Origin of the sequence: Erythrobacter sp. CCH5-A1 (genome assembly GCF_001557115.1) — a bacterium.
GTDB lineage: Bacteria > Pseudomonadota > Alphaproteobacteria > Sphingomonadales > Sphingomonadaceae > Erythrobacter.
In genome coordinates, this window is sequence record NZ_LSKQ01000012.1 from 17968 (window position 1) to 44539 (window position 26572).

Annotated in this window: 30 protein-coding genes; 10 read left to right on the plus strand and 20 right to left on the minus strand. The window is 68.9% G+C overall.

Annotated elements, in window-relative coordinates; genetic code table 11:
* Window positions 1-84: 84 nt before the first annotated feature.
* A complete protein-coding gene (locus AX708_RS00620) occupies window positions 85-1035 on the minus strand; it encodes a metal-dependent hydrolase (protein WP_066530977.1) in 951 nt (316 codons plus the stop codon).
* A 94-nt stretch (window positions 1036-1129) separates the two neighbouring features.
* On the opposite strand from AX708_RS00620, the gene AX708_RS00625 reads away from it, so the two are divergent.
* Together AX708_RS00625 and AX708_RS00630 are read left to right on the plus strand one after the other, a co-directional pair.
* A complete protein-coding gene (locus tag AX708_RS00625) occupies window positions 1130-2080 on the plus strand; it encodes an alpha/beta hydrolase (RefSeq protein ID WP_066530970.1) in 951 nt (316 codons plus the stop codon).
* Window positions 2077-2559: an RNA pyrophosphohydrolase gene (locus AX708_RS00630; RefSeq protein WP_066530968.1), complete on the plus strand. Its 483-nt coding sequence runs from the start codon at window positions 2077-2079 to the stop codon at window positions 2557-2559. Before AX708_RS00625 ends, AX708_RS00630 begins: the two co-directional genes overlap by 4 nt.
* A 4-nt stretch (window positions 2560-2563) precedes the next feature.
* Here the strand turns inward: AX708_RS00630 and AX708_RS00635 are convergent, their stop codons facing one another.
* Window positions 2564-3061, minus strand: coding sequence for a hypothetical protein (locus AX708_RS00635; protein WP_197426161.1), 498 nt, complete (start codon window positions 3059-3061; stop codon window positions 2564-2566).
* A gap of 62 nt (window positions 3062-3123) precedes the next feature.
* Window positions 3124-4302 carry an RsmB/NOP family class I SAM-dependent RNA methyltransferase gene (locus tag AX708_RS00640; RefSeq protein WP_066530960.1) on the minus strand — a complete coding sequence of 393 codons (1179 nt, stop codon included), beginning with the start codon at window positions 4300-4302 and terminating at the stop codon, window positions 3124-3126.
* Window positions 4303-4344: 42 nt separating this feature from the next.
* Here AX708_RS00640 and AX708_RS00645 point away from each other — a divergent pair, with 42 nt between their 5' ends.
* A complete protein-coding gene (locus AX708_RS00645) occupies window positions 4345-4755 on the plus strand; it encodes a hypothetical protein (RefSeq protein WP_066530957.1) in 411 nt (136 codons plus the stop codon).
* Between the two features lie 14 nt (window positions 4756-4769).
* Here AX708_RS00645 and guaB read toward each other — a convergent pair whose 3' ends face one another.
* The 3 genes from guaB to AX708_RS00660 all read right to left on the minus strand — a co-directional run bounded on the left by guaB (window position 4770) and on the right by AX708_RS00660 (window position 8587).
* Window positions 4770-6224 carry an IMP dehydrogenase gene (gene guaB, locus AX708_RS00650; RefSeq protein ID WP_066530951.1) on the minus strand — a complete coding sequence of 485 codons (1455 nt, stop codon included), beginning with the start codon at window positions 6222-6224 and terminating at the stop codon, window positions 4770-4772.
* 87 nt (window positions 6225-6311) lie between these two features.
* Window positions 6312-7829, minus strand: a complete 1518-nt coding sequence (locus AX708_RS00655; protein WP_066530948.1) for a M28 family peptidase — start codon at window positions 7827-7829, stop codon at window positions 6312-6314.
* Window positions 7826-8587, minus strand: coding sequence for a 3-hydroxybutyrate dehydrogenase (locus AX708_RS00660; protein ID WP_066530941.1), 762 nt, complete (start codon window positions 8585-8587; stop codon window positions 7826-7828). The genes AX708_RS00655 and AX708_RS00660 overlap by 4 nt, the downstream gene beginning before the upstream one ends.
* A 100-nt stretch (window positions 8588-8687) precedes the next feature.
* On the opposite strand from AX708_RS00660, the gene AX708_RS00665 reads away from it, so the two are divergent.
* Window positions 8688-9563: a neutral zinc metallopeptidase gene (locus tag AX708_RS00665; protein ID WP_066530939.1), complete on the plus strand. Its 876-nt coding sequence runs from the start codon at window positions 8688-8690 to the stop codon at window positions 9561-9563.
* Window positions 9564-9568: 5 nt separating this feature from the next.
* Complete coding sequence (locus AX708_RS00670) at window positions 9569-10075, plus strand: hypothetical protein (protein WP_066530937.1); 507 nt, start codon at window positions 9569-9571, stop codon at window positions 10073-10075.
* 55 nt (window positions 10076-10130) lie between these two features.
* On the opposite strand, the gene AX708_RS00675 is transcribed toward AX708_RS00670, so the two are convergent.
* Window positions 10131-11831 carry a M56 family metallopeptidase gene (locus AX708_RS00675; protein WP_066530936.1) on the minus strand — a complete coding sequence of 567 codons (1701 nt, stop codon included), beginning with the start codon at window positions 11829-11831 and terminating at the stop codon, window positions 10131-10133.
* The gene (locus tag AX708_RS00680) at window positions 11828-12217 is read right to left on the minus strand and encodes a BlaI/MecI/CopY family transcriptional regulator (protein WP_066530933.1); all 390 of its coding nucleotides are present in this window, start codon (window positions 12215-12217) and stop codon (window positions 11828-11830) included. The genes AX708_RS00675 and AX708_RS00680 overlap by 4 nt, the downstream gene beginning before the upstream one ends.
* A gap of 126 nt (window positions 12218-12343) precedes the next feature.
* Between AX708_RS00680 and AX708_RS19620 the strand changes: the two genes are divergently transcribed.
* Window positions 12344-13927 (plus strand): esterase-like activity of phytase family protein, encoded by a 1584-nt coding sequence (locus AX708_RS19620; protein ID WP_082747186.1) that lies wholly within the window; start codon window positions 12344-12346, stop codon window positions 13925-13927.
* Here the strand turns inward: AX708_RS19620 and AX708_RS00690 are convergent.
* From AX708_RS00690 to sdhC, 10 genes are all read right to left on the minus strand, one after another.
* Window positions 13924-14307, minus strand: coding sequence for a PaaI family thioesterase (locus tag AX708_RS00690; RefSeq protein WP_066530914.1), 384 nt, complete (start codon window positions 14305-14307; stop codon window positions 13924-13926). The two genes, AX708_RS19620 and AX708_RS00690, sit on opposite strands and share 4 nt — an antisense overlap.
* Window positions 14304-14873: a TetR/AcrR family transcriptional regulator gene (locus tag AX708_RS00695; RefSeq protein WP_066530912.1), complete on the minus strand. Its 570-nt coding sequence runs from the start codon at window positions 14871-14873 to the stop codon at window positions 14304-14306. The genes AX708_RS00690 and AX708_RS00695 overlap by 4 nt, the downstream gene beginning before the upstream one ends.
* A 17-nt stretch (window positions 14874-14890) precedes the next feature.
* The gene (locus tag AX708_RS00700; RefSeq protein WP_066530909.1) at window positions 14891-15349 is read right to left on the minus strand and encodes a YiiD C-terminal domain-containing protein; all 459 of its coding nucleotides are present in this window, start codon (window positions 15347-15349) and stop codon (window positions 14891-14893) included.
* Between the two features lie 317 nt (window positions 15350-15666).
* The gene (locus AX708_RS00705; RefSeq protein WP_066530905.1) at window positions 15667-16662 is read right to left on the minus strand and encodes a C13 family peptidase; all 996 of its coding nucleotides are present in this window, start codon (window positions 16660-16662) and stop codon (window positions 15667-15669) included.
* Between the two features lie 46 nt (window positions 16663-16708).
* The gene (locus tag AX708_RS00710) at window positions 16709-17131 is read right to left on the minus strand and encodes a thiol-disulfide oxidoreductase DCC family protein (RefSeq protein WP_066530902.1); all 423 of its coding nucleotides are present in this window, start codon (window positions 17129-17131) and stop codon (window positions 16709-16711) included.
* On the minus strand, window positions 17128-18255 hold the full coding sequence (locus AX708_RS00715) for a saccharopine dehydrogenase NADP-binding domain-containing protein (protein ID WP_066530900.1): 1128 nt from the start codon (window positions 18253-18255) through the stop codon (window positions 17128-17130). The genes AX708_RS00710 and AX708_RS00715 overlap by 4 nt, the downstream gene beginning before the upstream one ends.
* 4 nt (window positions 18256-18259) lie before the next feature.
* Window positions 18260-18940 (minus strand): hypothetical protein, encoded by a 681-nt coding sequence (locus AX708_RS00720; protein WP_067489163.1) that lies wholly within the window; start codon window positions 18938-18940, stop codon window positions 18260-18262.
* Window positions 18941-18989: 49 nt separating this feature from the next.
* Window positions 18990-20858, minus strand: coding sequence for a succinate dehydrogenase flavoprotein subunit (sdhA, locus tag AX708_RS00725; protein WP_066530897.1), 1869 nt, complete (start codon window positions 20856-20858; stop codon window positions 18990-18992).
* On the minus strand, window positions 20858-21244 hold the full coding sequence (gene sdhD, locus AX708_RS00730; RefSeq protein WP_066530896.1) for a succinate dehydrogenase, hydrophobic membrane anchor protein: 387 nt from the start codon (window positions 21242-21244) through the stop codon (window positions 20858-20860). The genes sdhA and sdhD overlap by 1 nt, the downstream gene beginning before the upstream one ends.
* Window positions 21245-21256: 12 nt before the next feature.
* Window positions 21257-21637, minus strand: a complete 381-nt coding sequence (sdhC, locus tag AX708_RS00735) for a succinate dehydrogenase, cytochrome b556 subunit (protein ID WP_066530891.1) — start codon at window positions 21635-21637, stop codon at window positions 21257-21259.
* Window positions 21638-21747: 110 nt separating this feature from the next.
* Here sdhC and AX708_RS00740 point away from each other — a divergent pair, with 110 nt between their 5' ends.
* The 4 genes from AX708_RS00740 (at window position 21748) to AX708_RS00755 (ending at window position 25195) form a co-directional block, all read left to right on the plus strand.
* Entirely contained in the window at window positions 21748-22470 is a 723-nt protein-coding gene (locus AX708_RS00740; RefSeq protein ID WP_066530888.1) for an SDR family NAD(P)-dependent oxidoreductase, read from the plus strand.
* Window positions 22460-23359: an MBL fold metallo-hydrolase gene (locus tag AX708_RS00745; protein ID WP_197426160.1), complete on the plus strand. Its 900-nt coding sequence runs from the start codon at window positions 22460-22462 to the stop codon at window positions 23357-23359. Before AX708_RS00740 ends, AX708_RS00745 begins: the two co-directional genes overlap by 11 nt.
* The gene (locus tag AX708_RS00750; RefSeq protein ID WP_066530879.1) at window positions 23356-24276 is read left to right on the plus strand and encodes a 50S ribosomal protein L11 methyltransferase; all 921 of its coding nucleotides are present in this window, start codon (window positions 23356-23358) and stop codon (window positions 24274-24276) included. Before AX708_RS00745 ends, AX708_RS00750 begins: the two co-directional genes overlap by 4 nt.
* A gap of 97 nt (window positions 24277-24373) precedes the next feature.
* Window positions 24374-25195 carry a sterol desaturase family protein gene (locus AX708_RS00755; protein WP_066530877.1) on the plus strand — a complete coding sequence of 274 codons (822 nt, stop codon included), beginning with the start codon at window positions 24374-24376 and terminating at the stop codon, window positions 25193-25195.
* A gap of 3 nt (window positions 25196-25198) precedes the next feature.
* Here the strand turns inward: AX708_RS00755 and AX708_RS00760 are convergent, their stop codons facing one another.
* Both AX708_RS00760 and gntA read right to left on the minus strand, forming a co-directional pair.
* A complete protein-coding gene (locus AX708_RS00760; protein WP_066530876.1) occupies window positions 25199-25786 on the minus strand; it encodes a DUF1989 domain-containing protein in 588 nt (195 codons plus the stop codon).
* A complete protein-coding gene (gene gntA, locus AX708_RS00765) occupies window positions 25783-26508 on the minus strand; it encodes a guanitoxin biosynthesis heme-dependent pre-guanitoxin N-hydroxylase GntA (protein ID WP_156443435.1) in 726 nt (241 codons plus the stop codon). Before gntA ends, AX708_RS00760 begins: the two co-directional genes overlap by 4 nt.
* Window positions 26509-26572: the final 64 nt, after the last annotated feature.

Genomic DNA, 26572 nt, shown 5'->3' on the forward strand with positions numbered 1-26572 from the left:
GCGACGTAGTCGCCGCGGCAATCCATGGCCGAGCGGTGAGGTCCATGGGTTGCTTCGTCGCCTTTGGCTCCTCGCAATGACGAATTAGGGGCTGGGAAGTTCCTCGCACTTCATATCGGGCAGCGCGAGGCTGAACCTGTCCCCCACCCGCGGGTCGGTGAAACGCGCGTCGCGCAGCACCACCGATCCATCATCCGCGCGGGTAAGAAAGGGCACGCGCGACCAGAACAGGAAGGCGTCGAGCTGGGAATTGGTGCGGCGAGCCTCGGTGAAGTCGGGAAGTTCGCAATCGCCAACCACCTGCGTGCCAATCGTCCACCGCCCAACCGGGTAATTCGCAATCATCTCGCGCTCCCACGGGATGATCGGGACTGGTGAGGCAATCACCGCCCAACTGCAGGCCTCCGCTGTCTCTGAGCATTCGAGATAGGGACCGGTATTCGCAAAATGCTGACGTTCGATCCGCGAGACTGCCCCGTTCACCCCAATATAGGCGAGCACCGCCGCAATCCCCACCTGCGCGGGCCGCGCCCACTTCGCCGTCCCCGCCTTCTCCCGCCGCCGCGACACCCACACGCTCGCGATCAGCAGCGCCCACAGCCACGGGTCGATGATGAACAGCGTATCGCCGTAGAACCATTGGCTCGAAAACGGCTCCAGCAGCCGGATGCCGTAGACGTTGAGCCAGTCGAAGAAGGGGTGGCTGAGGCAGCCGATGAAGGCCATCGCATAGAGCCAGCCGAAGCGCACCGGCAGCCGCCCCTCGGCCCGCGTTCCGCGCTTGGTCTGCCAGCGGTCCCAGCCCCACAACAGGCCCGCCAGCACCAGCGGCAGCAGCACCAGCGCGGGCGGGCCGTGGGTGATGCCGCGGCGGAAGGCGAGGTGCTCGGTGCCCTCGAGCCAGAAAAAGCACGCCGCGTCCACGTCCGGCAGGTTCGCGCCGATAATGAGGGCGGGCATGGCAAGGCCGGTGGTCTTCTTGAGCCCCGCCTGCCCCATCACCGCGCCGACCAAGCTATGTGTCAGATTGTCCATGACTTCGCTGGCTAGCGCGCCGCCTGCAATCTAGCGAGTGGAAATCCGCCGTTCCCTCGCCTATCGCACGGCCCGACAAAGGGAGAGAACCACGATGACCGACGCGCCTTTCATCCGCCCCGACATGAAGGCCTTCCTCGACATGATGGCGCAGGTGAACGGGCCCAAGATCGTCGACATGACGCTGGAGGAAGCGCGTGCCTCCTATCAGGCGCTGCACAACCTCGCCGACCGCCCCGCACGCCAGCTCCCCGTGATCCGCGACCTCGCCTGCCCCGGCCCGGCGGGCGACATCCCGCTCCGCCTCTACGACGCGCGCGAAAGCCGCGAGGGGCCCACCCCCGTCATCACCTTCTACCACGGCGGCGGCTTCGTGATCGGCGATCTCGACACCCACCACGCGCTGTGCACCGAGATCGCGGCGCTGATGGATCTGCCGCTGGTTGCGGTCCACTATGCCCGCGCGCCCGAGGCGCCTTTCCCCGCGGCGATCCTCGATTGCGAGGCGGCGACGCGGTGGGTGGCCTCCTCGCCTGCCGAACTCGGCCTCACCGCCAACGGCATCGTCACCATCGGCGATTCGGCGGGCGGCAACGCGACCGTGGTCGTCAGCCAACTGCTTGGGCAGCAACCCGCCGCCGTCCCTGTGCTGCTGCAAGTGCCGATCTTCCCGCTGGTCGCCGACGCCAATGGCTCGGCGAGCATGGCGCAATTCTCGGAAGGCTTCGTCCTCACCGCCGAGACCATGGGCTTTTTTGATACCGCCTATGCCGCCGACCGCAGCGATCCGCGCGGCTTCCCGATCCTCTCCGACCACAGCAACGCCCCGCCCACCATCGTCGTCACCGCCAGCCTCGATCCGATCCGCGATTCGGGCCGCGCCTATGCCAAGGCGCTGGTCGATGCGGGGCGCGACTGCGTGTTCCTCGAGATGCGCGGCGTGACGCACTCCTTCGTCAACTTGCGCCAGATGGTGCCCAGCACCCAAGGCGATCTCGAACGCATCGTCGCGGCGATGAAATTCATGCTGGGCAATCCCGCATGATCGACCCCGAGACCCTCCCCTACCGCCCCTGCGCGGGCTTCATGCTGGTGAACCGCGACGGGCTCGTCTTCGTCGGCGAACGGATCGACCCCACCGCGCACGGCTTCTGGCAGATGCCGCAAGGGGGGATCGACAAGGGGGAGGACGTGCGCGCCGCCGCGCTGCGCGAGCTCGAAGAGGAAACCGGCGTCGGCCCCGACCTGGTCGAGATCATCGCGCAAGGCTCGCGCCCGATCCGCTATGACCTGCCGCCCGAGCTCGTCGGCAAGCTGTGGAAGGGGAAGTATCGCGGGCAGGAGCAATACTGGTTCCTCGGCCGCTTCCTCGGGCAAGACGCCGACATCGACCTCGAGGCCCACGACCCGCCCGAATTCCACGCCTGGCGCTGGATCGCGCCCGAACAGCTGCCGGAGTTCATCATCCCCTTCAAGCGCGCGGTCTATGAAGAGGTGCTGGCGGAGTTCCGCAGTCTGATCTGATGCCTCAGTTCGAGGTCGCCCCGTCGCTCTTGCCTTCGACCGCAAGCCGCGCAGGGGCACCGCGGGCGATGGTCGATTGCAGCGCCACCGTCTCGGGGCATTCGTCCCCGCACAGCGATTGCAGCTTGGCAAGGTTGCGCTTGGCCTTCTCGACCGCGCCCTTTTCCACCAGCGCCGCGCCCTCGCCCGAGATCGCGGCAAAATTGCCCGGATCGCGTTCCAGCGCCTCGCGGTAATAGCGGATCGCCTTGCCTTGCAGCCCCTGCTGGCGGGCGGCATCGGCAAGGTCGATGAAGATCGGCGTGTAGCCCGGGTCGACAGCCAGCGCCGCCTCGAACGCGTCGGTCGCGGCCTGGGCCTCGCCCGCCGCCAGCAATGCCTGTCCCTGCGCGATCAGCGCCGCGGCCCGCGGATCGGGCGCCGCATCGTCGCCGGCAATCGAAATGCTCGCCGTCATGGCGAGACACAGCGAGAGGGCGGCGGCAGCGGGCGCGAAACGCATCAGAAGCTCCTTCAGTGCTTGAGACCGGGAACCGGACGGCTGGGTCATAACACTGCAAGCTATCATGGTGAACGAAAGCACGCGACGAAAAAACCATCCGTGCCGTGATGGAGCGGATCGAGGCGGATTCCTGCACCGCGGGGCGTGCCGAAGGGGAGCGCCAGATCCTCGGCTTTCCAGCCGGGATGGCGCGTCAGGAAGGCGGCGGCGCGGTCTGCGCCTTCCGCATCGAGAACCGAGCAGGTAACGAAGGCGATGGTCCCGCCGGGCCGGGTAAGCTGCGCGGCGAGGCCGAGGACGTGGTCCTGCAAATGGTTAAGACGGGCGAGTTCGGCGGGGTCGAGTCGCCAGCGCCCCTCGGGGCTCCTGCGCCATGTCCCGCTGCCCGAGCACGGCGCGTCGACCAGCACGTGATCGGCCTTGTTCGCCCAGGGGTGGAGGCTGCGCATCTCGCGGCCCGGATCGAGCAGGACAATATGATCCACCGCCGCCCCGGCGCGCGCGGCGCGGGGCGCGAGGTTGCCGAGCCGGCGCTTGTCGGTGTCGGCGGCGACGAGGTTCGCGGCGTTCCCGAGTCGCGCCGAGAGCGCCAGAGTCTTGCCCCCGCCACCTGCGCACAGGTCGATGATGGTGTCGCCGGGGGAAACGGGGAGCGCCTCGACGATCAGTTGCGATCCGAGGTCCTGGATTTCGACAAGGCCCTGTTCGTAGGCCTCCCATTGCTCGACCGGCGTGCCCGAAGCGAAGCGCAGGCCCTGCGCGCTCGCCAGCGCCTCGCCTGCTTCGGGGAGAACCAGCCCCTCGCGGTCGGCCTTCAGCGCGTTGACCCGCAGATCGAGCGGCGCGCGGTCGAGCAACGCGGCAATCTCGCGCCCGCCGAGCTCTGAGGCACGCAAGGCGGCAGCGAGCCACTTGGGCGCGAGGCCGGTGCTGGCGGCTTCCTCGCCCTCCCCGCGCGGCGCAGGCCCGTGGGGCGAGCCGTCGAACAGCGCCGCTACCGCCCCGTCTTGCCCCGCCACCGCCAGCATCGCCGCGCGTCCGCTCGCAGGCACCGGCCCGCACAGCCGGATCGCGCGGTATACGAGATCGCGCACTGCCCTGCGGTCCTTCGACCCGGCATAGCGGCGCACGCGGAAATAGTCGGCGATCAGGCGGTCAGCCGGCGAGCCCTTGGAGCGCGCGGCGGGGATGATCTGGTCGAGCAGCTCGATAGCGGCCTGAACGCGCGCGGCGGGGGTCATCGGGGTTGCTCAATAAGAAAATGCGGTGCCATAGTCGCTGCGATGCGACGCAGGCTGACGCCAGAGGAACGGGAAATCCGCGAAAGCCGCGGCATCGGGCTCAAGCGATTCTGGGCGTTTCCGACCCTGTTGTTGGTCATCGCCTTTGTCGCTGCGGATACCGATCTGTTCGTCCGCTGCATAGGCGATCCCTTGGATGGCAACGGTCGAGGCCGCGGCGCGGCCGCGTTCCGCATGGCACTGGTGCTGCCCTGCAGCCCGTATCTCCTCACCGGATCGCTCTCCCAGGTTCTCAAATTCTTGGCCCTCTGGCTCCCGGTTCCGTTCATGGTGCTGAACTGGCGGTGGGCCAAGCGCCACAAGGCCTATTGGGACACGGTGCGCGCGCGGGAGAAAGAGCGTCGTGCCGAACGCGCTGCCAAACGCAAGGCTGCCCCTCCGCCGGAAGCCTAGCGGCGAGACTGGTCTTACCGCGTCGGGTAATTGGGAGCCTCGCGGGTGATGGCGACATCGTGGACGTGGCTTTCCGAAAGCCCCGCATTGGTGATCCGCACGAACTGCGCGCGTTCCTGCAGGTCGGTGATGGTGCGCGAGCCGGTGTAGCCCATCGCCGCCTTGATCCCGCCGACGAGCTGGTGGACCACGTCCGCCGCCGGGCCCTTGAACGGCACCTGTCCCTCGATCCCTTCGGGCACCAGCTTCATCGCCGAGACGTCCTGCTGGAAATAGCGGTCGGCCGAGCCGCGCGCCATAGCGCCGACGCTACCCATGCCGCGGTACGCCTTGTAGGAGCGGCCCTGGTAGAGGAACACCTCGCCCGGGCTTTCGGTGGTGCCGGCGAGCATCGAGCCGATCATGACGGAGGACGCGCCGGCCGCGAGCGCCTTGGCCGCATCGCCGCTGGTGCGCAGGCCGCCATCGGCGATCACCGGCACGCCCGACTTGGCGGCCTCGGCAGCGCTTTCCATGATCGCGGTCAGCTGCGGCACGCCCACGCCCGCGACCACCCGGGTGGTGCAGATCGAGCCCGGCCCGATCCCGACCTTGACCGCGTCCGCCCCTGCATCGACCAGCGCGCGGGTCGCCTCGGCGGTGGCGACATTGCCGGCGATCACCTGCACCGCGTTCGAGAGCTTCTTGACCCGCTCGACCGCGCGGGCGACTTCGATATTGTGGCCGTGGGCGGTGTCGATCACGATCACGTCGACCTCGGCATCGACCAGCGCCTCGGTGCGTGCGAAGCCCGCATCGCCCACGGTCGTTGCCGCCGCCACCCGCAGGCGGCCGGAGCCGTCCTTGGTTGCGTGGGGATAGTTCACCGCCTTCTCGATGTCCTTGACCGTGATGAGGCCGATGCAGTGGAAGGCATCGTCGACCACCAGCAGCTTCTCGATCCGCCGAGCATGGAGCAGGCGGCGCGCCTCCTCCTGCGACGTGCCCAAGGGCACGGTGGCGAGGTTTTCGGTGGTCATCAGCTCGCGCACGGGCTGCGCGGGGTTCTCGGCGAAGCGCACGTCGCGGTTGGTAAGGATGCCGACCAGCTTGCCGCCCGCGTCGACCACGGGGATGCCGCTGATGCGGTTGGCCTGCATCAGCGCCTGCGCCTCGCCCAGTGTCGCGTCGGGCTGAATCGTGATGGGGTTGACCACCATCCCGCTCTCGTAACGCTTGACCGCGCGCACCGCGGCGCATTGCGCGTCGATGTCGAGATTGCGGTGGAGCACCCCGATGCCGCCCAGCTGCGCCATCGCGATCGCCATGTCCGCCTCGGTCACGGTGTCCATCGCCGAGGACAGGACGGGGATGTTGAGGCGGATCTCGCGGGTCAGCCGGGTCGAGGTGTCGGCCATGCTCGGCAGGACGTTGCTCTCCGCCGGGCGCAGCAGCACGTCATCGAAGGTCAGACCGAGCGGGATATCCATGGAGCGCCACTTTCGCAGATGAGGGAGGAGGTTCTCCTCTGGCGGGAGATTCGTGGCGGCCCATGTAACGACACCTGCCCGCTTGCGCTAGGGGCGGGTGTCGTCCTTTGCCGGATAGCGTGCCGGGTCGGCGATGCGGCGGATCAGGTCCTCGTGGAGCAGCAGATCGTCGACCGCACCGCCCAGCTCGATTCCCGCCACCTCGTCCGAGGGCTGGTGGTAGCGCGCGGCGATGAAGGGATCGAGGATCGCGCGGCTGCCATAGGTGCTCGACAGCAGCACCGCAGGCACGCCCGCCTGGGCCAGCGCCCAGCCGTCCTGCCGCTGCAGGAAACTGTCGGCAAGGCTCTGGTCGCCGAGCGCGCGCCCGCTGCGATCCACCGCCGCGAGCACCGCCGCATCGAGCGCGGCGTCCGTCCCGCGCCCGATAAAGCCGACCGCGCTCCCGGCGGGGGCGACCGCCATCATGTCGAGGTTGAAGGCCGCGATGATGCTCGCCAGCGGCAGCGGCGGGTCCTTGACGAAGGCGCGGATACCCAGCAGCCCGGGCTCCTCGGCGGTGGTGGCGAGGAAATAGATGTCGCGCACCAGCGGCGGCCCGTTCTTCAGACGCTGCGCCAGTTCGAGCATCATCGCGATGCCGCTGGCATTGTCGGCCGCACCGTTGCAGATCCGGTCGATCGCGGCGGGCGGCCCGCATTCGCCGAGGTGATCCCAATGCGCCAGCACCAGCACCGCGCCAGATCCCGGCGCGCTGCCGGGGATCATGCCGATGATGTTCTGGCTGGCGAACTCCCGGCGGTCGCTGGTCGCCTCGAGGCTGACCGCAAGGTTGAGTTCGATCGGCGAGAAGGCGTGGTCCTGCGCCTCGGCCTTCCACGAGGTCCAGCGGCGCACGCCGATCACCTCGCCGAAGGCCTTGTCGGTGATGAAGGCGGCAAGGTTGTCCTGCTCCTCGCTCGCGAGCTGGAGGCGCGGGCGTTCCGCTTTCGCGCGCACCGCGGCAAGCGCCTCGCTGTCGGGAACCACGGTGAGCACGGCGGTGGCGCGCTGGCGGAACAGGGCCATGCGGCGCGCCTCGTCGCGCCCCGGATCGGCGAGCATCACCGCCACCGCGCCCGCCAGCGCATCGCCGAGCACCGAGCCGTCGCCGTAGCCGACGAACACCACCGGCACCCCCGTCCCCGGCCCGCCGAAGGCAAGCGCGCGGCGGCGCGGGGTGTAGACCGCGGCGGCCTCGGCTGCGACCACCACCCGCCGCTTGCCCTGGCCGAGCACCAGCTGCGCGGTCTCGGGCTGGGCGCTCAGCAGGTCGACCGGCAGGCGCCAGTAGGAGCCGGGATCATTGGTCCCCGAGACGAGGCCCGCCTCGCCCATGCGCTTCTCGATCCAGGCATAGGCATCGCGCCCTCCCTGCGTGCCGGGCTTGCGCCCTGCCAGTGCGTCGGATGAAAGCGCCGCGATATCGGCCTCGAGCCGCGCGGCGATGGCGGCACGGTCCTCCGCCGGAACGCTGGCCGCCCGGGGCGCTTGCGGCGCGCAGGCGGCAAGTGCCAGCGGGCCGAACAGCAGTGCCAGAAGGGCGAGCCAGCGCGACGGGCTCATTCGGCGGTCCAGCCCCCGTCGATCGCGTAGTTGGCGCCCGTGATCCCGCGCGCGGCCGGCGAGCACAGGAACACCGCCAGCGCGGCGACATCCTCGGGCGCGACGAACTCCTTGGTCGGCTGCTTGGCGAGGAGGATGTCGTTCATCACCTCTTCGCGCGTCATCCCGCGCGCGGCCATGGTGTCGGGGATCTGGTTCTCGACCAGCGGGGTCCAGACATAGCCGGGCGAGATGCAGTTGGCGGTGATGCCGTTCTGCGCGAGTTCCAGCGCGATGGTCTTGGTGAAGCCGGCAAGCCCGTGCTTGGCCGCGACATAGGCGCTCTTGAACGGCGAGGCGACGGCGGAATGCGCGCTCGCAGTGTTGATGATCCGGCCCCATCCGCGCGCCTTCATCCCCGGCACCGCGAGGCGCGTGGTGTGGAAGGCGGCGGTGAGATTGAGCGCGATGATCGCGTCCCATTTTTCGGGCGGGAAGGCCTCGATCGCGGCGACGTGCTGCATCCCGGCATTGTTGACGAGGATATCGACCGTGCCCACCTCGTCCATCATCGCGGCGATGGCGGCCGCGTCCATCAGGTTGGCGCCGTTGTAGGTCGCACCCAGTTCCTCGCACAGCGCGGCAATCTCGTCCGGGTCGCCCAGCCCGTTCAGAATCACCTCTGCGCCCCCGGCCGCCAGTGCGCGCGCGATCGCAAGCCCGATCCCCGAGGTCGAGCCCGTCACCAGAGCACGCTTGTCCTTGAGCATTGGCCGCATCTCCTGCACGTTCGGGCAATTGGCGTTCGCTTTTGCCGTGTGGCTCGTGGCTGTCCAATAAAATTGTTGCATCCCGGGGGACCAAGGGGAGGAATCGAAAATGCGTCTGGGGCCGTTCGACACGTCGAAAATCAACGTCCGCTCGTCCGATGGCGGCGGCGGCGGCGGCATGGGCCCGCGCGGGATCGGCTGCGGAACGCTGGTGATCGCGCTGATTGGCGCGCTCGTGTTCGGGCTCGATCCGATGCAGACCATCGGGGTGCTGCAGGGCGTCCAGCAGCAGACCGCCCCTGCCCAAAGCGGGAGCGGGCGGGAGCTCAGCGAACAGGAGGTCTGCACCCAGAGCGACTATGCGCGCGAGGCCTGCAACGCACTCACCAGTCTCGATGCCACATGGGCGGCGACCTTCCAGCGCGCCGGAATCGCCTTCGAGCAGCCGGTGCTCGATCTCTACCGCAACGGACAGGTGACAACGCAGGGCTGCGGCAGCGCAAGTGCGGCCGTCGGCCCGTTCTACTGCCCTGCCGACAAGGGCATCTATATCGATACCGGCTTCTACGATCAGCTCGCCCAGATGCCGGGCACCGGCGGGGATTTCGCGCGGCTGTATGTGATCGCGCATGAATATGGCCACCACATCCAGAACCTCACCGGCATCGCCGATCAGGTCCGCGCCGCCCAGCGCCGCAATCCGGCCGCCGGCAACCGCCTGCAGGTGGCCATGGAACTTCAAGCAGATTGCTATGCTGGGATGTGGGCGGGCAAGAACCGCAATCTTATCGAACCGGGCGATTTGGAGGAAGGTTTGAAAGCCGCCAGCGCCATCGGCGACGATACGCTCCAGCGCAACGCGGGTCAGGGGGTCAATCCCGAAAGCTTCACCCACGGCTCGAGCCGCCAGCGCATGGACGCGCTGCGGCGCGGTCTGGAGGCGGCCGACGACACCGCGTGCGACGTCTATTTCGAAGGAGCTTGATACCTATGCGCCCTGTCCTCTTGGCCAGCCTTGCCGCTTTCGGATGGGGCCTTGCCGCACCCCTCACCGCGCAGGTCATGCCCGAACCCGATGCGAAGGAGGTCGCCAAAACCCCCTTGCGCGATCTCAACATCGATTCGCGCGACATCCCGCAAGTGCTGCAAGCAGCCGTGCGCGATCCCTATGCGACCGCGGGCCTTGCCAAGTGCGACGCACTGGTGCGCGCGATCGCCGATCTCGATATGGTATTGGGTGCCGATTACGACATTGCCGAGGATGACGGCGAGAAGCGGATCAGCGAAGGCCGGGTCGGGCAGAGCGTGGTTGGCTCGTTCATCCCCTTCCGCGGGCTGGTGCGCGAGGCGAGCGGGGCGGCCGAGGCGGACCGCAACGAGCGGGCGGCCTACACCGCGGGGATGGTGCGCCGCGCCTTTCTGAAAGGCTGGGGCCTCGGGCGCGGCTGCGCCTATCCGGCGCGGCCCAAGGAGGCAAAGGCAGCGGGCGGGAAGTAGGCGGCTACGCCCCCTTCCCGCCCCCGCCGGGGCTCCCGATCAGCCCTTGTGGCTATCAGCTTTCGCGGCCGCTGCTCCAGCGGCTGATCTGCGCATCGAGCGTGCGCAGCAGCTGCTTGCGGGTCTCCTCGGGGATGTCCTTGTCCGCCGCGATTTCCGCGCGCGCTTCCTTGAGGCCCATCACCGCGCTCGCATGGATGCGCTTCTGGCAGATGCTGACGATCTGGACGCCGTCCTTGCTGGTGGTCTCGGATACCTCCTCGCCGCTCTGATCGCAGGCCTGACGGACAATCACGCGCGGGCGCGCAGCGGCGCTGGCACGGGCTTCGGCCTGGGCGCTGGCGGCTTCGGCGCGGGCCAAGGCGATGATGCGCGGCAGATCGGCAAGCGCCCGGTCGGCCTCGGCAAGCCCGGCGCGAACCTCGGCCAGCATTTCCTCGCGCTCGGCCTTGCTGAGGCCCTCGACCCCTTCGAGATCGCGGGCCAGGGCCTCGCCATCGGTCCGGCTGCGCGTGACGATCTTGACGCGGCGTTCCTTGCCCTCGGCATCGCGCCAGACGCGTTCGGTCACGCGGGATTCGCCGGGCGCCTGGGGAGCATCGGGATCGATCAGCAGGATGCTCGGCGCCTTGGGCGCGTCCGGAGCCTCGGGCGCCTCGGGCGGGGACGGGGGAACGGGCGGCGCCGGCGGCTCGGGCGCTTCGGGCGCTTCCAGCACGCTCTCGCTCGCGGCATAGGTGATCGAGGCGGTGAGCGGCAGCGCCAGCAGACCCGCGCCGAGCAGCGCGCGGCCGGCCATGCGGCGGCGGGGGGAAAGATCGGACATGGCAAGGCTCCTCAGGCGGTGGATGATCGATTTCTCGCCGAGCACCGGGCACGCCATCGGCGCGGTGAGGGCGGCGGTGTGGGCGGTGCCGGGGGCGGCGGCAAAGCGGGCGATGAGCGCGGCATAGGCGGCCTTCTCCAGCGCGCCGCGCCGGGCCATGACCCGCGCGTCGCACGCTGCCTCCTGGTCGCGCCGGAGCGCAAGCCAGCCATAGCGGCCGAGCGGGTTCCACCAGTGCAGCGCGAACAGCGGCTGGACGAGGATGTTGACGAGCAGGTCGCCGCCGCGGTGGTGCGCAAGCTCATGCGCCAGCGCCAGATCGCGTGCCCTGCGGTCGTGAAGCGCAAGGAAGCCGGGCGGCAGCGCGATCACCGGATCGAGCACGCCCATCGCCAGCGGCGCAAGGGTTGCGGGCGTCTCGACGAGGCGCACCGGCATGCCGAGCAGACCCCGCGCACGGCCAAGCTCGCGGCCGCCCTTCAAAAGCTGGTCGCGCAAGCTGAAATAGGCGGCAAAGCGCAAGGCCAGAAACACCGCCGACCCGCCGAGCCACACAGCCAGCAGCATCTCGGCGAACGGCCAGTCGGCGAGTGTAGCGAAGAGGTCGAACCCGGGCTCGGGCGCGGGGATTGGCGCGGCGGGCAATGTATTCGCAGGCAAGGCGGCGGCGGCCTCGAGCAGCGCGGGATCGGGCACCGGCGGCGCGTCAGCGGGAACGGGAGTGGCAGGCGCAGCAACCTTGGGCGCCATCCACGCCGGCAGCACCACCGGCGGCACCACAAGGCGCAGCAGCGGCAGCGCCCACAGCGCATAGGCCGCCTCGGCACCGAAATGCCGCGCGACGGGGCGGCGCAGCAGCAGCACCGCAGCGATCAGCACGCCGGTCCACACCAGCGTCTGGAGCAGCACCGCGCTCAGGCCCCCGGTCATTGGCGGAGCTCCTTCAGCAGCGCCTCGATCTCGGCGAGATCATCCTCGGTCAGCGCCTCGCTCTCGGCCAGATGTGCCACCAGCGAGGCCGCCCTGCCGCCGAACAGGCGGTCGACCAGCCGGCGGCTCTCGCCCCCGACATAGGCCTCGCGCGCGATCAGCGGCGAATAGAGGAAGCGGCGGCCATCGGGTTCGGCCGCGACAGCGCCCTTCTGGACCAGGCGCGATAGCAGGGTCTTGACCGTGGCGAGGCTCCAGTCGCGCTCCCCGCAGACATCCTCGCACACCTCGGCGGCGGTCAGGCGCGGGCGGTCCCACAGCACTTCCATCACCGCATGCTCGGCCTCGGTGATGCGCTCTCCGGGATGCTCTTCTGATGCAGACACGTCAGCGTCTCCCTCGCTTGATGATTACACCTGTAGTCATGGCGACTACGCCTGTAAACCTTGCGCCCGGCTGAACGATGCGCTTCCCGCCTTGCGCTTCGTCGAAGCGACGATACACCCGGACGAATGACATGGATGCCCCGGATCGCCCTAAAGACCCTTGGCACGGCCCTTGCGCTGATCGCCGCGCCGCTCGCCGCGGAGGCTGACGATGCCTTCCTGCCCGAGACCGCGCCCGCCGACCTCGGTGCCGCCGAGGTGGGCGCGCTGGCGTTTCGCGGCGGGGTCGAGATCTTCCCCGACAAGGCAGACATCGGCGGGATCTCGAGCCTCGAATGGCACGGGGACTCGCTCTTCGCCATCACCGACGATGGCCGGTGGATGGAACTGTCGCTCGACGAGGTGCAGGGCCGCCTCACCGATGTCGCCGGCGTGCGCTTGGGGCCGCTGCGCGATCCCAAAGGCGCGATGCTGGATGGCAAGGCGCGCGGGGATGCCGAAGCGCTGACCCGGCTCCCTTCGGGCGAGTGGCTGGTCGCTTTCGAGCAGGAGCACCGCATCTGGCGCTTCGCCGACCTCGAAGGCCCGGCGAGCGGCGTCTATCCGCAAGCGGCCGCGCTGCTCCCCGCAGGCGCGTCCAACGAGGGGATCGAGACGCTCGCCGCCTACCCCGGCGGGGTGCTCGCCTGCGGGGAATGGACCGATCCGGCGCGCCCCAACTGCCTGCGCATCGGCGCCGACGGCGCGGCCACGCCCTTCGCCCTCCCCGCGCCCGAAGGCATCGCGGCCTCCGGCGGCGTGCCTACAGATGCGACCTGCAAGACGGACGGCACCTGCTATGTCCTCTTCCGCAGCTACCGCGCGGACGAAGGCAGCCGCACCGCGATCGTCGCGCTCGCCCCCGACAACGGCGTCACCCCGCTCGCGGTCCTCGCCCCGCCGCTGAAGCTCGACAATTTCGAAGGGCTGGCGGTGCGCGAGGAAGAGGGCGCGACGGCGCTCTACATGATCGCGGACGACAATCTGCAGAATTGCGAGCGGTCGCAAAAACCCGGCTGCCAGCGCACGCTGCTCTACAAGTTCGCGCTGCCCGGCCCGCCTGCCGCCGCCCCTGCCGCCGACCCCGTCCTCACCGCCCGCCCGGGCGTGCGCCCCTTCCCCGAGGCCGCGAGCGTGACCGTGGTGCTCGAGACCGAGCTCGGCCCCGTCACCATCGCCCTCGAAACCGGGCGCGCGCCCATCACCGCGGGCAATTTCCTGCGTTATGTCGACGAGAAGCGCTTCGACGGCACGACCTTCTACCGCGCGATGGATCTCGAAGGGACACGCAAGCCCTCGGGCCTTGTACAGGGCGGAACGCGCGGCGATCCCAAGCGAATCCGCCCCAAGATTGCCCACGAGCCGACCAGCGCGACCGGCCTCACCCACACCCACGGCGCGCTGTCGATGGCGATGGCCGCGCCGGGCGATGCCGATGGCGACTTCTTCATCATGATCGAGGACCAGACCGGCTTCGACGCCGACCCCGCCGCCAGCGATCCGGCCTGGGCGGCAGGCTATGCCGCCTTCGGCTATGTGACCGGCGGCATGGACATCGTCGCCCGGATCCTCGCCGCCCCGCGCGATCCGGAGGCGGGCGACGGGGTGATGAAGGGGCAGATGCTGGAGCCGGAGGTGAAGATCATCTCGGCGCGGCGGGCGGCGCCCTAAAGCACCAGTTGCGTCTGGATCACCACCGCCACCGCCTTGCCGTCGGCGGTCTCCAGCGTGGTCTGCCACACCGACATGCGCCGCCCGGTCTTGAGCGGCACGCTGCGGCCCTTCACGAGGCTGCCGACCGGCGCGGCGCCGAGGAAATTGGTCTTGCTCTCGATCGTGGTCGTGCCCTTGGCGCCCTCGGGCAGGCAGGCCACCGCGCCCACCGCGCCGAGCGCATCGGCAAAGGCCATGATCGCCCCGCCATGCATGATCCCGCCGGCGGTGCACAGGTCCTCGCGCACCGTGATTTCGCCCTCGACACCCTGCGGAGAGGCGGCGGTGACGGTCACGCCCATGAGCTTCGAGAAAGGCATGGCATCGGCAGGGTTCATCGCATCGTCTCCTGTGGCGGGGCGAGGCCCGCGATCTGCAATACCTCGGCGGCGAATTCCTCGTCGCCGCGCATCTTCAGCATCCCGGCGCGCTGCAAACCGATCGCGCCGTGGGCGAGCATCCACACCCGCATGACTTGGCGCCGCCGCGTGTCGTCATCCGCGCCCGGCGTCGCGAGCGCATCGAGCGCGACCGCGATCACCCGGTCGACCGCCGCGCGCAGCGGGGGATGCGCGTTGATCTGCGCGTGGGTGCGCCCGGTCATCACCGCGTAGAGCCCCGGCTGTCCGAGCGCGAAGCGGACATAGGCGGCGAGGAAAGCGGCCGGATCGGGTGCGGGAGTGAGCGCGGCGGCGAGCCGTTCGAACCCCCGCGACGCCAACCCAGCGAGCAGCGCCTCGCGATCTTCGAAGTGGTTGTAGAGCGCCCGGTGCGCGACCCCCAGCCGCTCGGCGAGCGAACGCAGCGAGAAGCCCGCCGAGGGGTCCTCGGTCACCAGTTCCTCGGCCGCGTCGAGCGCGGCCGCCGCAAGATCGCCATGGTGGTAGGCCACACGCCGGTTCATTCGCTCCGCTTAGGCAATCACGCCGCCCGCGCCAAGGCCGAGACGTGCCAGTCGACGCTCATCCGCGCGACTTCGCGGCCCTCGCTATCCTCCATGGTGATGGCGACGGGAAAGCGCACCTTGCCCTCGCTATCGAGCGCGGCGAAGAGCGCCGCCTTGTCGCCATCGACCGCCGCCTTCGCGGTGATCGTGCCCTTGGCGGGCCGGGAATAGGCGATGGTGGAACTTGCCGCGACCGGGCGCAGGGCGGCGAGGCGTTCGAGGAACATCCCCGCCATCGCCGCGCCCGAGGCGGCTTCGGCCAGCGTGAACAGCGCGCCGGCGTGCATCGTGGCGATGTGGTTGGAGGTGTTGTGGCTCTGTTCGAGCGTGGCGGTGGCGCGGCCCTCGGCGATCTCCTCGAGCGTGACGCCCACGTAAGCGGCAAAGGGGACGACCGCGGAGAGCTGGGACTTCAGGGCATCGAAGGGGGTCATGGGGAATCGCCTTGCTGGGGTCTATGTATCCACTGGATACATTACCGCCGAGCAAGGTCAAGCGGGGCAGTCAGGAAGGCGGTTTTTGCGTGCCCACCCCCGGCGCCGATACCCGCCCCGGCCTCCGAGCCGGGGGCAAGCGGGAGGGGAGAAGCATTTTCCTACAGCTTCACACTTTGCTACGCCTGCGCAATCGGCTCTTTGGGACTGTCGAAAGCCCCCCCGCGCACACCCCTTCGGAGCGGAAGGAAATCCGCCTCTGGACAGTGTCTCATGTGTCTCCAACACGGCGCGAAACGCCCGGTCAGGGCTGCGCGCTACTCGGCGAAGGCCGGGCGGCCGACGGGCTTGGAGGCCTCGCGCGGCATGCCGGCCTCGATCACCGGCAGCCAGCCGCGCGCGTTCATGCCGATGTTGACCTGCGGCAGCGAGGCGAGGAAGCGCGACCGCGCCTCCCACTCGGCGACCGAGCGTCCGGCGATGCGCGCGGCCTCCTCGAGCCCGACCGGCTGGCGCAGCGCGCGGTTGATGAGCGCGTCGCCGAAGAAGGTCCAGTCGTTCTCCGCCATGCAGCCGAAGGACGAGCGGGTGCTGGCCGCGGCGGTGAGGATCGCGGTGTCGGGGCTCGCGACCACCGGCACGAAGACGCCCGAATAGCAGGCGCTGAGGATCAGCACCCGCCGCTTGATCCCCGCCTCGGCGAGCGCCTCCTTGAGGCCCTTGGGGCTGAGCACGCCGTAGCCGCTGTCGCCCCAGTGGTAGGCAAGCCCGAGGTCGTTGCCGTGGCTGGTGGTGTAGAGGACGAGCACGTCCTCACGCCCGTCCATCATGCTGCCGAGGTGTGCGATCGCCAGGCGCAGCGCGGTGATAGAACTGTGGGGCGCATCGTCGCGGGTGCCGTCGGGCCCGGCGAGCGTCAGGGTGCGGCCCGCGGCGCCGTAGCGGGCGGCGAGCACCCGCCCCGCCTCGCGCGCCTCGCGGGCGAAGACCGGGTCGCTGTCGAGCGCGACGGTGAGGACATAGGCGTCGGGCGTGCCGGGCCGCTGGGGCTGGAGCGCGGCAAGCGCACGCTCGAGCCGCTCGGCCTGCGCGCGCATGGCGCTGGCGGGAACGCCGCGATGGAGCTCGGGCGAGAGATCGTAGCTCTGCCGCCGCTCGGCCGGGGTCTGGCCGGTGGCGAGATCGGGCCAGGGCGCGGTGTGCGGCGGCGGCTGGGCGGGATTGGGCGCGGAGGATTGGGAGAGCGCGGGGAGGGCGGCAAGCGCCGCAACCAAGCCTGCCCAGCCCTTCAAGATCATCTGGCCCCGCTTCATCGCCGCCCAAGCTGCCCGCGCGAGGCTGGCCCGTCAAGCCGCCGCATCACACCAGCCGCGCGCGCTGGTCGGGTGTGAGGAGCTGGCAGGCCTCGGCGGTCTTGCCGAACCAGCGGTAGCGGTTGCGGGCGACGCGGTCGTAGACCCAGTCGCGCAAGGGGCGCGGCACGAGGCGGAAGACGAGCGTGAGCCGCCACCACCCGCCCAGCACCCGGGCAACTTCGAAGTAGCCGTCGGACTTGGTGAAGGCGCGACCGTCGCGGACGAAGACGTAGGTGGCGTTCCAGTCGATCCCGAAGTGGTCGCACAGCTGCTGGCCGAGCGGGCCCTGGGCGGGGGTGAAGGCGATCCTGCCGGTGCGGTCATGCTTCATGATGAAGCTGACCCCGCCCGAGCACAGCACGCAGACATGGTCGAAGATGAAGAGCGGGCGCGTGTCGCCCCAACCGGGGAGTTCAGGTTCGATCATGCCGAGGTCTCTGTAACATCGAAATCGGCAAAGGCAGCGCGGAATTCGGCGAGGCTGACCATGCCGAGGCAGGGCCGCGCGCCGGGGTCGAAGCGGCGGCCCGCTGCCATGGCCTTGGCGATGTGGATGACGGGGATGCACGGGATGTAGGGCCCGTGCCCCGAGCGCGCGACGATCCAGTGGCGGCAGGTGAGCGGCGCGCCGTCCGCCCCCTCCCCCGCGATGGTCATGAAGAACCCGCTGGTGCCGGTGCCGAGCCAGTTGAACAGGCTGGCGATGCGCACAAGCTGCGGAGCGAAGCGGTCGAGCCGGGGGAGGAGCCGCAAGCGGGTCAGCCAGCCCATCAGCGCGGTGCCGAAATGCATCGGCAGGATCGCGTGCCCTGCCCAGAAACTGTGCTCCTCGAGCCCCGGATAGCGCGCGGCGAAGAGGTCGAGATCGGGCGCATTGGCCCGGCCGAACCAGCGCGCGCCGATGCCGGGGATGGCGACGCGGCGCTGGTCGCCCCAGCCGGTGACCGCGACCATCCGCCCGCCGATGCGCTGCTTGAAGCGCTGGCCAACGAAGGACAGCACCGCCGCCACCGTCCCCGCCCCTGCGTTGGACTGCTCCGCGCCGCTGATGCCGTAGTCGAGCGAGCGGATGACGCGCATGTCTTCCAGCGCCGCGTCGGCATAGGCGGCGGTCAGCGCGGGGATCGAGCTCGCCCCCGCGATCACTGCGACTCCCGCCGCTTTCGCGCGCTCGTCCAGTGCCCCGATCCCCGTCACAAAATCGCGCGCATCGGCAATGTCGCAATAATGCGCCCCGCAGGCGATGGCCGCCTCGGCGACGGCGTAGCTCTGGCCGTTATAGGGCCCGACCATGTTGATCACGAGATCGGGCCGCAGCGCCGCCAATGCCTCGGGCGGCCCGGCGAGGTCGTAGGCCCCCGCCTCGGCGGGGTTGGCCGCATCAAGCGCCGCCGCCGCCGCTCGCGCCTTGCCGAGCGAGCGTCCAGCAAGGATCAGCCGGATCGCCGGATCGCCTGCAAGGCTGCGCGCGACATGGGTGCCGAAATTGCCGTAGCCGCCGATGATCGCGACCCGCAAACGGTCGGACGAAGCTGCAGTGCCGCCCGACATGCCCTTAGCTAGGTGGCTGGAGAAGCGCCGCCGACATGGCCTCGTCAAGCCCACGCAACCACGCCCAGTAAGTCGCATATTGTGCTTCGATGTCGGCGACGCGCGGGTCACCTGAAGGCACGTCCCTCAGCCCGCGGCGGGCGGTGTCGAGAATTGCGACAGGGAAGCCCGTTACCGCCTCGCTGGCGCGATCAAAAACACCGGGGTCAATGTCGGGATACAGAACGCGGGCCTTGGCCACGAGTGAGCCCAAGTGGGTCCAGTCGGCGTCGCGCATGTCGTCTAGCCGCTTCGCGTTGACCGCGCGGTACGCATCAAGCAGGTTGCGGCGTTCATCGACCATAGCGAGAATGCGGCCGACGCTTGTCGGAGCCTCGGAGCTTGCGGCAATTGCGCGCGGGGCTACTGTCAGGTCCGGTCCCCCCGCGTAAACTGCTTGCGGTCCGCCTGCCGCCGACGAAGGCGGAATCGTTGGCGCTGGCGCGACCACGGTTACCTGCACCGCACCGTCAGGAAGCACCACTGACGCCTCGATCGGCGTACTTTCATCCCGGCCTTCAAGGCCCTTTCTGATCGAGGAGAGATTGCGCCAGATGAAAAACAGAAAGATGCTAATCAGCAGTAGAAAGAAGGTCACCGCTTCGAGGGAAACCCCGATAGGTTGAACACCGGAATTCTCGACCATGCCGCCCCCCAACAAAGTCCCCTGCTGTTTGGCGCCGAGGCGCGGGTGATCAATACACCCGCGCCTTGGGCTCGATATACTTGATGTCGTCGGTCAGCGTGTACTCGTGCACCGGTCGGTAATCGATCCGGATGTTCGAGCCGCGCCCGCCCCAGCCGTCGAACCACGAAATGGTGTGCTTCATCCATTCCTTGTCGTTGCGCTCGGGGTAGTCCTCGTGGGCGTGGGCGCCGCGGCTTTCCTTGCGGTTGGCCGCGCTCGCCATGGTCACGTTGGCCTGCGCCATGAGGTTGTCGAGTTCGAGCGTTTCGATCAGGTCCGAGTTCCAGATCAGCGACTTGTCGGTGACGTGGATGTCCTCCATCCGCTTGTTCTGCTCGGCGAGCTTGGCGACGCCCTCGTCCATCAGCTTCTGGTCGCGGAACACGGCGCAGTGCTTCTGCATCGCCTTCTGCATTTCCGCACGGATCTGCGCGGTGGGCGAGCCGCCTTGCGCGTAGCGGAAGTGGTCGAGCCGGGTCAGCGCGAAGTCGGCGCTGTCGGCGGGCAGTTCGGGCTGCTTGGCGCCCGGCTTCAGATTGTCGCGCAGGTGGTGGCCGGTCGCGCGGCCGAACACCACGAGGTCGATCAGCGAGTTCGAGCCGAGGCGGTTCGCCCCGTGCACCGAAACGCAGGCCGCCTCGCCCACGGCATAGAGGCCGGGGATGACGGTGTCCGGGTTGCCGTCCGGCCCCAGCGTGACGACCTGCCCGTGGTAGTTACACGGAATACCGCCCATGTTGTAATGCACCGTCGGGGTGACGGGCAGCGGCTGCTTGGTGAGGTCGACGCCGGCGAAGATCTTGCCGCTCTCGGTGATGCCCGGCAGGCGCTCGGCAAGCACCTTGGGGTCGATATGGTCGAGGTGCAGGTAGATGTGGTCGCCATCCGGCCCCACGCCGCGGCCCTCGCGCATTTCGAGCGCCATCGAACGCGACACGACGTCGCGCGAGGCGAGGTCCTTGGCGGACGGGGCATAGCGCTCCATGAAGCGCTCGCCCTCGGAGTTGGTGAGGTAGCCGCCCTCCCCGCGCGCGCCTTCGGTGATGAGCACGCCCGCGCCGTAGATGCCGGTCGGGTGGAACTGCACGAACTCCATGTCCTGCAAGGGCAGGCCAGCGCGCAGCACCATCCCGCCGCCGTCGCCGGTGCAGGTATGGGCGCTGGTGGCGGTGTAGTAGCAGCGCCCGTAGCCGCCGGTCGCCAGCACTACGCTCTGCGCGCGGAAGCGGTGGATCTTGCCGTCATCGAGGCACATCGCCATCACGCCGACGCACTGCTTCACCCCGTCGCGCTCGGACATGATGAGGTCGAGCGCGAAGTATTCGATGAAGAAGTCCGCGTCATACTTCAGCGACTGCTGGTAGAGCGCGTGGAGCATCGCGTGCCCCGTACGGTCGGCCGCGGCGCAGGTGCGCTGCACCGGCGGGCCGGCGCCCATGTTCTGCATGTGCCCACCAAAGGGGCGCTGGTAGATCGTGCCATCGGCATTGCGGCTGAAAGGCACGCCCGCGTGCTCGAGCTCGTAGACCGCCGCCGGGGCCTCGCGCGCGAGATATTCGATCGCGTCCTGATCGCCCAGCCAGTCCGACCCCTTGACGGTGTCGTACATGTGCCAGGTCCAGTGGTCGGGCGAATTGTTGCCGAGCGAGGCGGCGATCCCGCCCTGCGCAGCAACCGTGTGCGAGCGGGTCGGGAAGACCTTGGAGATGTTCGCGGTGCGCAGGCCAGCCTCGGCCGCGCCCATCGTCGCGCGCAGGCCCGATCCGCCCGCGCCGACCACGACGACATCATAGGTGTGGTCGACGATCGTGTAGGCGCCCTTCAGATGCGCGCCGCCGACGTCGTCGGCGGTTCCCTTGGGTGCTGCGGTGGCCATTACGCCTTACCTCCGAAAACAAGCGCGGCGACGCTGAAAATCCCGAAGGCGCCCCCGCCGATGGTTGCAAGATTGAGCGCGGCAATCGCCGCAAACTTGGTGCCGGCGTCGTGGAGATAGTCCTCGATCAGCACCTGAAGGCCAAGCCGCGCGTGCCAGAACAGGCTGGTGACGAGCAGGATCATCGCCGTCGCCGAGACGGGCTGCGAGAGCCACTTGGCCACGCTCGCATAGCCATAGTCGCCCAGCAGCGCGAGGCTGACCAAGAGCCAGGTCATCAGCACGATATTGCCGATCGCGGTGAAGCGCTGGAGCAGCCAGTGATGCGGCCCTTCGTGCGCCGCGCCGAGCCCGCGAACGCGGCCGATGGAGGTTCCGTTACCCATGTTCGTGCTCCCTCAGGCCAGCAGGATCACGGCCCAGAAGGCCGCGGTCAGCAGAATGGCGATGATCGGCGCCGCGACCGACCACATGCGGTTGGTGTCAAGCTCGTAGCCCGCACCGATATCGAGCACGAAGTGGCGAAGGCCGCTCATCATGTGGGTGAAGAAGGCCCAGCTGAGGCCCACCAGCACGAGCAGACCGATCGGCGAGCCCATCGCGCCCTGAAACGTCTCGTAGGCCTCCGGCCCGCTCGCCAGCGCGCCCAGCCACCACAGCAGCACGCCGAGCCCGACCAGCGCCATGCCGTCGCCGGTCGCGCGGTGGAGGATGGATACGAGCATGTGCGGACCCCAGCGCCAGATCTGGAGGTGGGGCGATAGCGGTCTTTGGTTCATGATGATCCCGTCTGATCCCTCGAATTCGGCCCCCTCACTTAGCGCCGCTGGCGCGCGAGGCAAGCGGCGAGCAGTGGACATGGCTTGCAAAGTTTCGGATAGCGACTTGCATGGGACACATTCTCGTTACCGGATCAAGCCGCGGAATCGGCAAGGCGGCGCTCGCTGCGCTGGCGGCGCGGGGGGCGAAGGTGATCGGACACGCCTCGCGGCCCGTCTCCGCAGCAGGCGGAGTGCCCGTCATCGCCGCGGATTTCGGCGATCCCCTGAGCGTGCAATCGCTGTGGGATCAGGCGCTCGACATCGCGCATGGCGAGATCGACGTCGTGGTCAACAACGCGGGCCGCTTCGAGGCGAACCGGCTGGAGCGCTCGGATATCGAATGGCTCGATGCCTGGGAGGACACGATGCGCGTGAACCTCACCAGCGCCGCGCAACTCTCGCGCTGTGCGGTGCTGCACTGGCAGGAGCGCAAGGCTGCCGGCCGGCTGGTCCACGTGGCGAGCCGCGCCGCCTATCGCGGTGACAGCCCCGCGCACTGGCATTACGCGGCTGCCAAGAGCGGAATGGTCGGCATGCACAAGACCATCGCCCGCGCCTATGCCAAAGACGGCATCCTGAGCTTTGCGGTCACGCCGGGCTTCACCGACACCAGCATGGCGGGCGACTATCTGGCGAGCCGCGGCGGACCGGGGCTGCTGGCCGACATTCCGCTCGGCCGGGTGGCGACGCCGGAGGAAATCGCTGCCATCATCGCTTTCTGCGCGCTCGACGCGCCCCCCAGCATGACCGGCGCGGTCATCGACGCCAATGGAGCGAGCTTTGTCCGCTAGATTTCTCGCAGCCGCGCTGCTCGCCCTGCCATTGCTCGGGGCGAAAGAACCGCCGCCGCCCGCGGCGCGCGACAATGGTCAGGTCGCATGGGCCGAGGCCTGCAAGGGCGACGACGGCTGGGACACCCCCGGCCCGCCGTTCCGCGTCCACGGCAACACCTGGTATGTCGGTACCTGCGGGATTGCGGCCATCCTTATCAACGACGTATCCCGCGTGGTCGTGATCGACAGCGGGACCGAGAAAGGCGCCGATGTCGTTCTTGCCAATCTGCGCAGCCTCGGCGTCGACCCGAAGAACGTGCAATTGCTGCTCGCCAGCCACGAACATTTCGACCACGTCGGCGGAATGGCCAGGCTGATCGCGGCGACCGGTGCAGACCTGTTTGCCTCCGGTGAGGCCATCGCGGTCATGCAGACGGGCAAGGCCAACCGAGATGACCCGCAATTCGGCTCGCTCCCGCCGATGCAGCCGACGAAATGGGGCATACCCTATTATGCGCCGGAAACCCGCGGGCTGCTTGTCGACGTCATGGAGATCACTCCGATCGACACGCCCGGCCACACCCCCGGCGCGATGAGCTGGAGCTGGAAGAGCTGCGAGGGCGCGGATTGCAAGACCATCGTCTATGCCGACAGCCTCTCCCCGGTCTCGTCCGAAACCTACCGCTTCTCCGATCACCCCGAATATGTTGCGGCCTTCAGGGAGAGCATCGCCGCAATTGCCGCACTCGATTGCGACATCCTCCTCACCCCGCACCCCTCCGCCAGCGCCATGCCCGAGCGGGCGCGCACGGGCACGATGGTCGGCGGGATGACCTGCGCCCAATATGCCGACGCCAAGACCAAGGCGCTGGACGAACGGCTCGCGAAGGAAGCGGCGGCGAAGTGACCACCACCTGGAAACTCTCCGCCTTTGCGCCCAAGCCCGTCGTGCAGGCGGCGCTGCTGGCGCATGACAGAATCGACGACTGGGACTACGAACTCGTCATCGCCGGGCGCGAGGTTGCCGAGGACCGGCCCGAGGACTGGGTGCTCGAAGGCTGGTATCCGAGGAAGCCCGGCAAGGCCGAGACCGCCGCGCTCGCCGGGCTGTTCGAGGGCGTTTTGGAAAATGGGGCCCCCGCGATCACCGTCGAGGAACTCCCGCCCGAAGACTGGGTGACCTTGAGCCAGCACAACGCGCCGCCGATCCGCGCCGGGCTCTTCCATGTCCACACCCCCGATTACCCTGCCGACCCGGAAGCGATCGACTTCGTGATCCCCGCCTCGCAAGCCTTCGGCACCGGCCAGCACAAGACCACCGCCGGGTGCCTCGAAATGCTGGGGCACATGAAGGCGAGCGGGGTGGTGGCGCGCAACATCGCCGATATCGGCACCGGCACGGGCCTGCTCGGCTTTGCAGCCCTGGCGCTGTGGCCGCGCGCGACGATCACCCTCACCGATATCGACCCGGTCTGCACCGGGGTGGTCGAGGAGAACGCACGGCTTAACGCCGTGCCGATGGGCGCGCGCGCTGGCGAGGCGGTGATGATTGTCGCCGACGGGATGGACGATCCGCTACTCCAACTGCGCGGTCCCTATGACCTGCTGATCGCCAACATCCTCGCCGGGCCGCTGGTGAGTCTCGCCCCGGACTTCGGCAAGGCGGTGCTGCCGGGGGGGAGCCTGCTGCTCGCCGGATTGCTCGCGGGCGAGCAGGAGGCCGCGGTCAAGCGCGCCATGACCCGCGCCGGCTTCCGCATGGCCGCAAGGCTCCAGCGCGGCGACTGGGCGATCCTGTGGCTGCGCAGAAGGCGGGCGCGCTAGCCCTTCCCCGTCCCGCTTGCGGCGAGGAAAAAATCAGCGCTGTCCCCGCGCAATCAGGTGATGATCATTTGATGCCTTTGCGTTAAGGCTCCATGCCATGCCTGACGCCGCGCCTTCCGTGATCGACCTTGTCACCCAGCACATGACGCGGGTGCTCTATTTCGATCTCAGCCGCTACCTGATCGCGGCGGGCGCGCTGACGGTGCTGCTGCTGGTGTTCCGCGGCTTTGCCGAAAGCCGCCGCATCCAGCTCGGGCGCCGCGCGACCCGCGGCGACTACACCCGCGAGCTCCTGTCCTCGATGCGCACCGTGGCGGTCTATGCGGTCGTCACCCTCGCCATTCTGGTGGGGCGCGAGACCGGGGTGATCCTGATGAAGATCCAGCAGGCGAGCGCGTGGACGATCGCCTGGCAATTCGCGCTGATGGTGATTGCGCACGACGCGTGGTTCTACTGGGCGCACCGGGCGATGCACTCCAAGCGATTGTTCCGCGCCACGCACCTCCACCACCACAAGTCGCGCACGCCCACGCCGTGGACCGCCTACAGCTTCACCATGACCGAAGCGGTGATCGAGGTCGCCTTTGTGCCGGTGTTCCTGATCGTCACCAGCCAGCTCGGCATCGCCTATGCGGGCTACGCGATCCTGTTCTTCATCTGGCACCAGATGATCCGCAACGTGATGGCGCACGCAGGCAGCGAGCTGTTTCCGGCGGGATGGGTCGACAATCCCTGGACGAGCTGGATCGCGACCACCACGCACCACGATCTGCACCATTCCTCGGGCTGCAATTTCGGCTTCTACTTCACTTTCTGGGATCGCTGGATGGGCACCGAGCACCCGCGCTACCGCGAGGCGTTTCGCGAGGTGACCGAGCGGGGTCGCACCGCGCAGCCCGTCGCCGAGCCCGCCGAATAGGCCCTACCCCGCCCGCTCCACCGCATAGTCGATCGGCTTGAAGCTCCCGCCGTTCGAGGCATAGGCCGAGCACGCGGTGAGGCCGATCACGAGGTCCATCTCCGCCCGCAGCCGGACGAAGTCGCCCGCGCGGGTCCCGGGCGGCAGCACCGCCAGCTTGCCGTCCTGCGCAATGGTCACGTTCATGAAGACGTTGAAGGCGCAAGGGATCATGTCGGGCGTGACGCCGTGGGGCGCCAGCGCCTCGGCGAGATTGCCGAAGCAGCCGCGATGGACCGGCTTGTCAGGGTAGAAGTGGCGGAAGGTCGCCTCCGAACACGGTGTCAGCAGGAAATCGTGCTGCGGCGCTGCGTCCTCGAGGATCGTCAGCATCACCCGCGAGCGGTTGGACCACAGGCGCGCGCCCGTGGTAAGGCGTAGCGTCTCCTCGTAATCGAAGGTGCGCCCGTTGGACAGGAGTTCGCCCGGATCCCCGTCCGCCACCGCGACCAGATCGCTGACCTGCCCGCCCTCGGGATCGATCACGGTGAGGATGTCGCCCTTGGCCAGACTCAGCGCGGTGCCGCTGCGCGGAAGGATGCGCTGCGTCATGCGTTGCTGCCGGGACGGACGAATGGGCAGGCCCAGCCATCCCCGACCTCTCGCCCGCTGTACTGGCGCGCCTCGCTCACCTCGCCGTGGCGCGCGAGCATCGGGTTGGGCTCGCCGTCGAAGGCTTCGTCGCGGGCGAGGATGACCTCGCGCATCCGCTCGTAGCGGTCCTCGGCGCGCAGCTTTTCGAACTGGTTGTGGAGGTTGAAGACGATTCCCGGGAACGGCAGCCGCCGCGCGCGGCGCGAGGCGCCCGGGTGCAGGCCGACCGCGAAATAGGCGCGCCCGCCGAAGCTCAGCGCGAAATGGGGGTCGCCCGGATCGGTGCTGAAGCCGGGATCGGGGGCAAAGCCTGCTGCTACGTCGAGCGCGCTAAGGCTGGTGAGACGGTCCCACAGCGCGGCCTCGAACGCCGGCTCGTCCAGGTCGCGCGGGCCGCGGAAAACCACGGCGAGGCTGCGGAAATCGGCTTCGTCGATGGCGGGCATCCGGCTCCACCGGGCGAGCGCGCGGTGGATGCGGGCGTCGTCGGCGGGGCTGGTGATATCACCGGCGGTCTCGATCCTGAGGCCGCTCTGCGCGAGCGCGGCCTTGGCGCCGACGCAGGGGAAATCGGCTTGCTCGATATGGGCGCGGAGCGTGTTCGCCAGGGAACCGGCGCAAGGGGAGAAGGTGTCCTCGCCATCGTCGGTGGCACGGAAGCTGCGGGGCTGAATGTTCATGCCACCCGGCTAGGCGGGATGGCGACAGGTCACCCTAACCTCGGTGGCAAGCACAAGGCAGGCC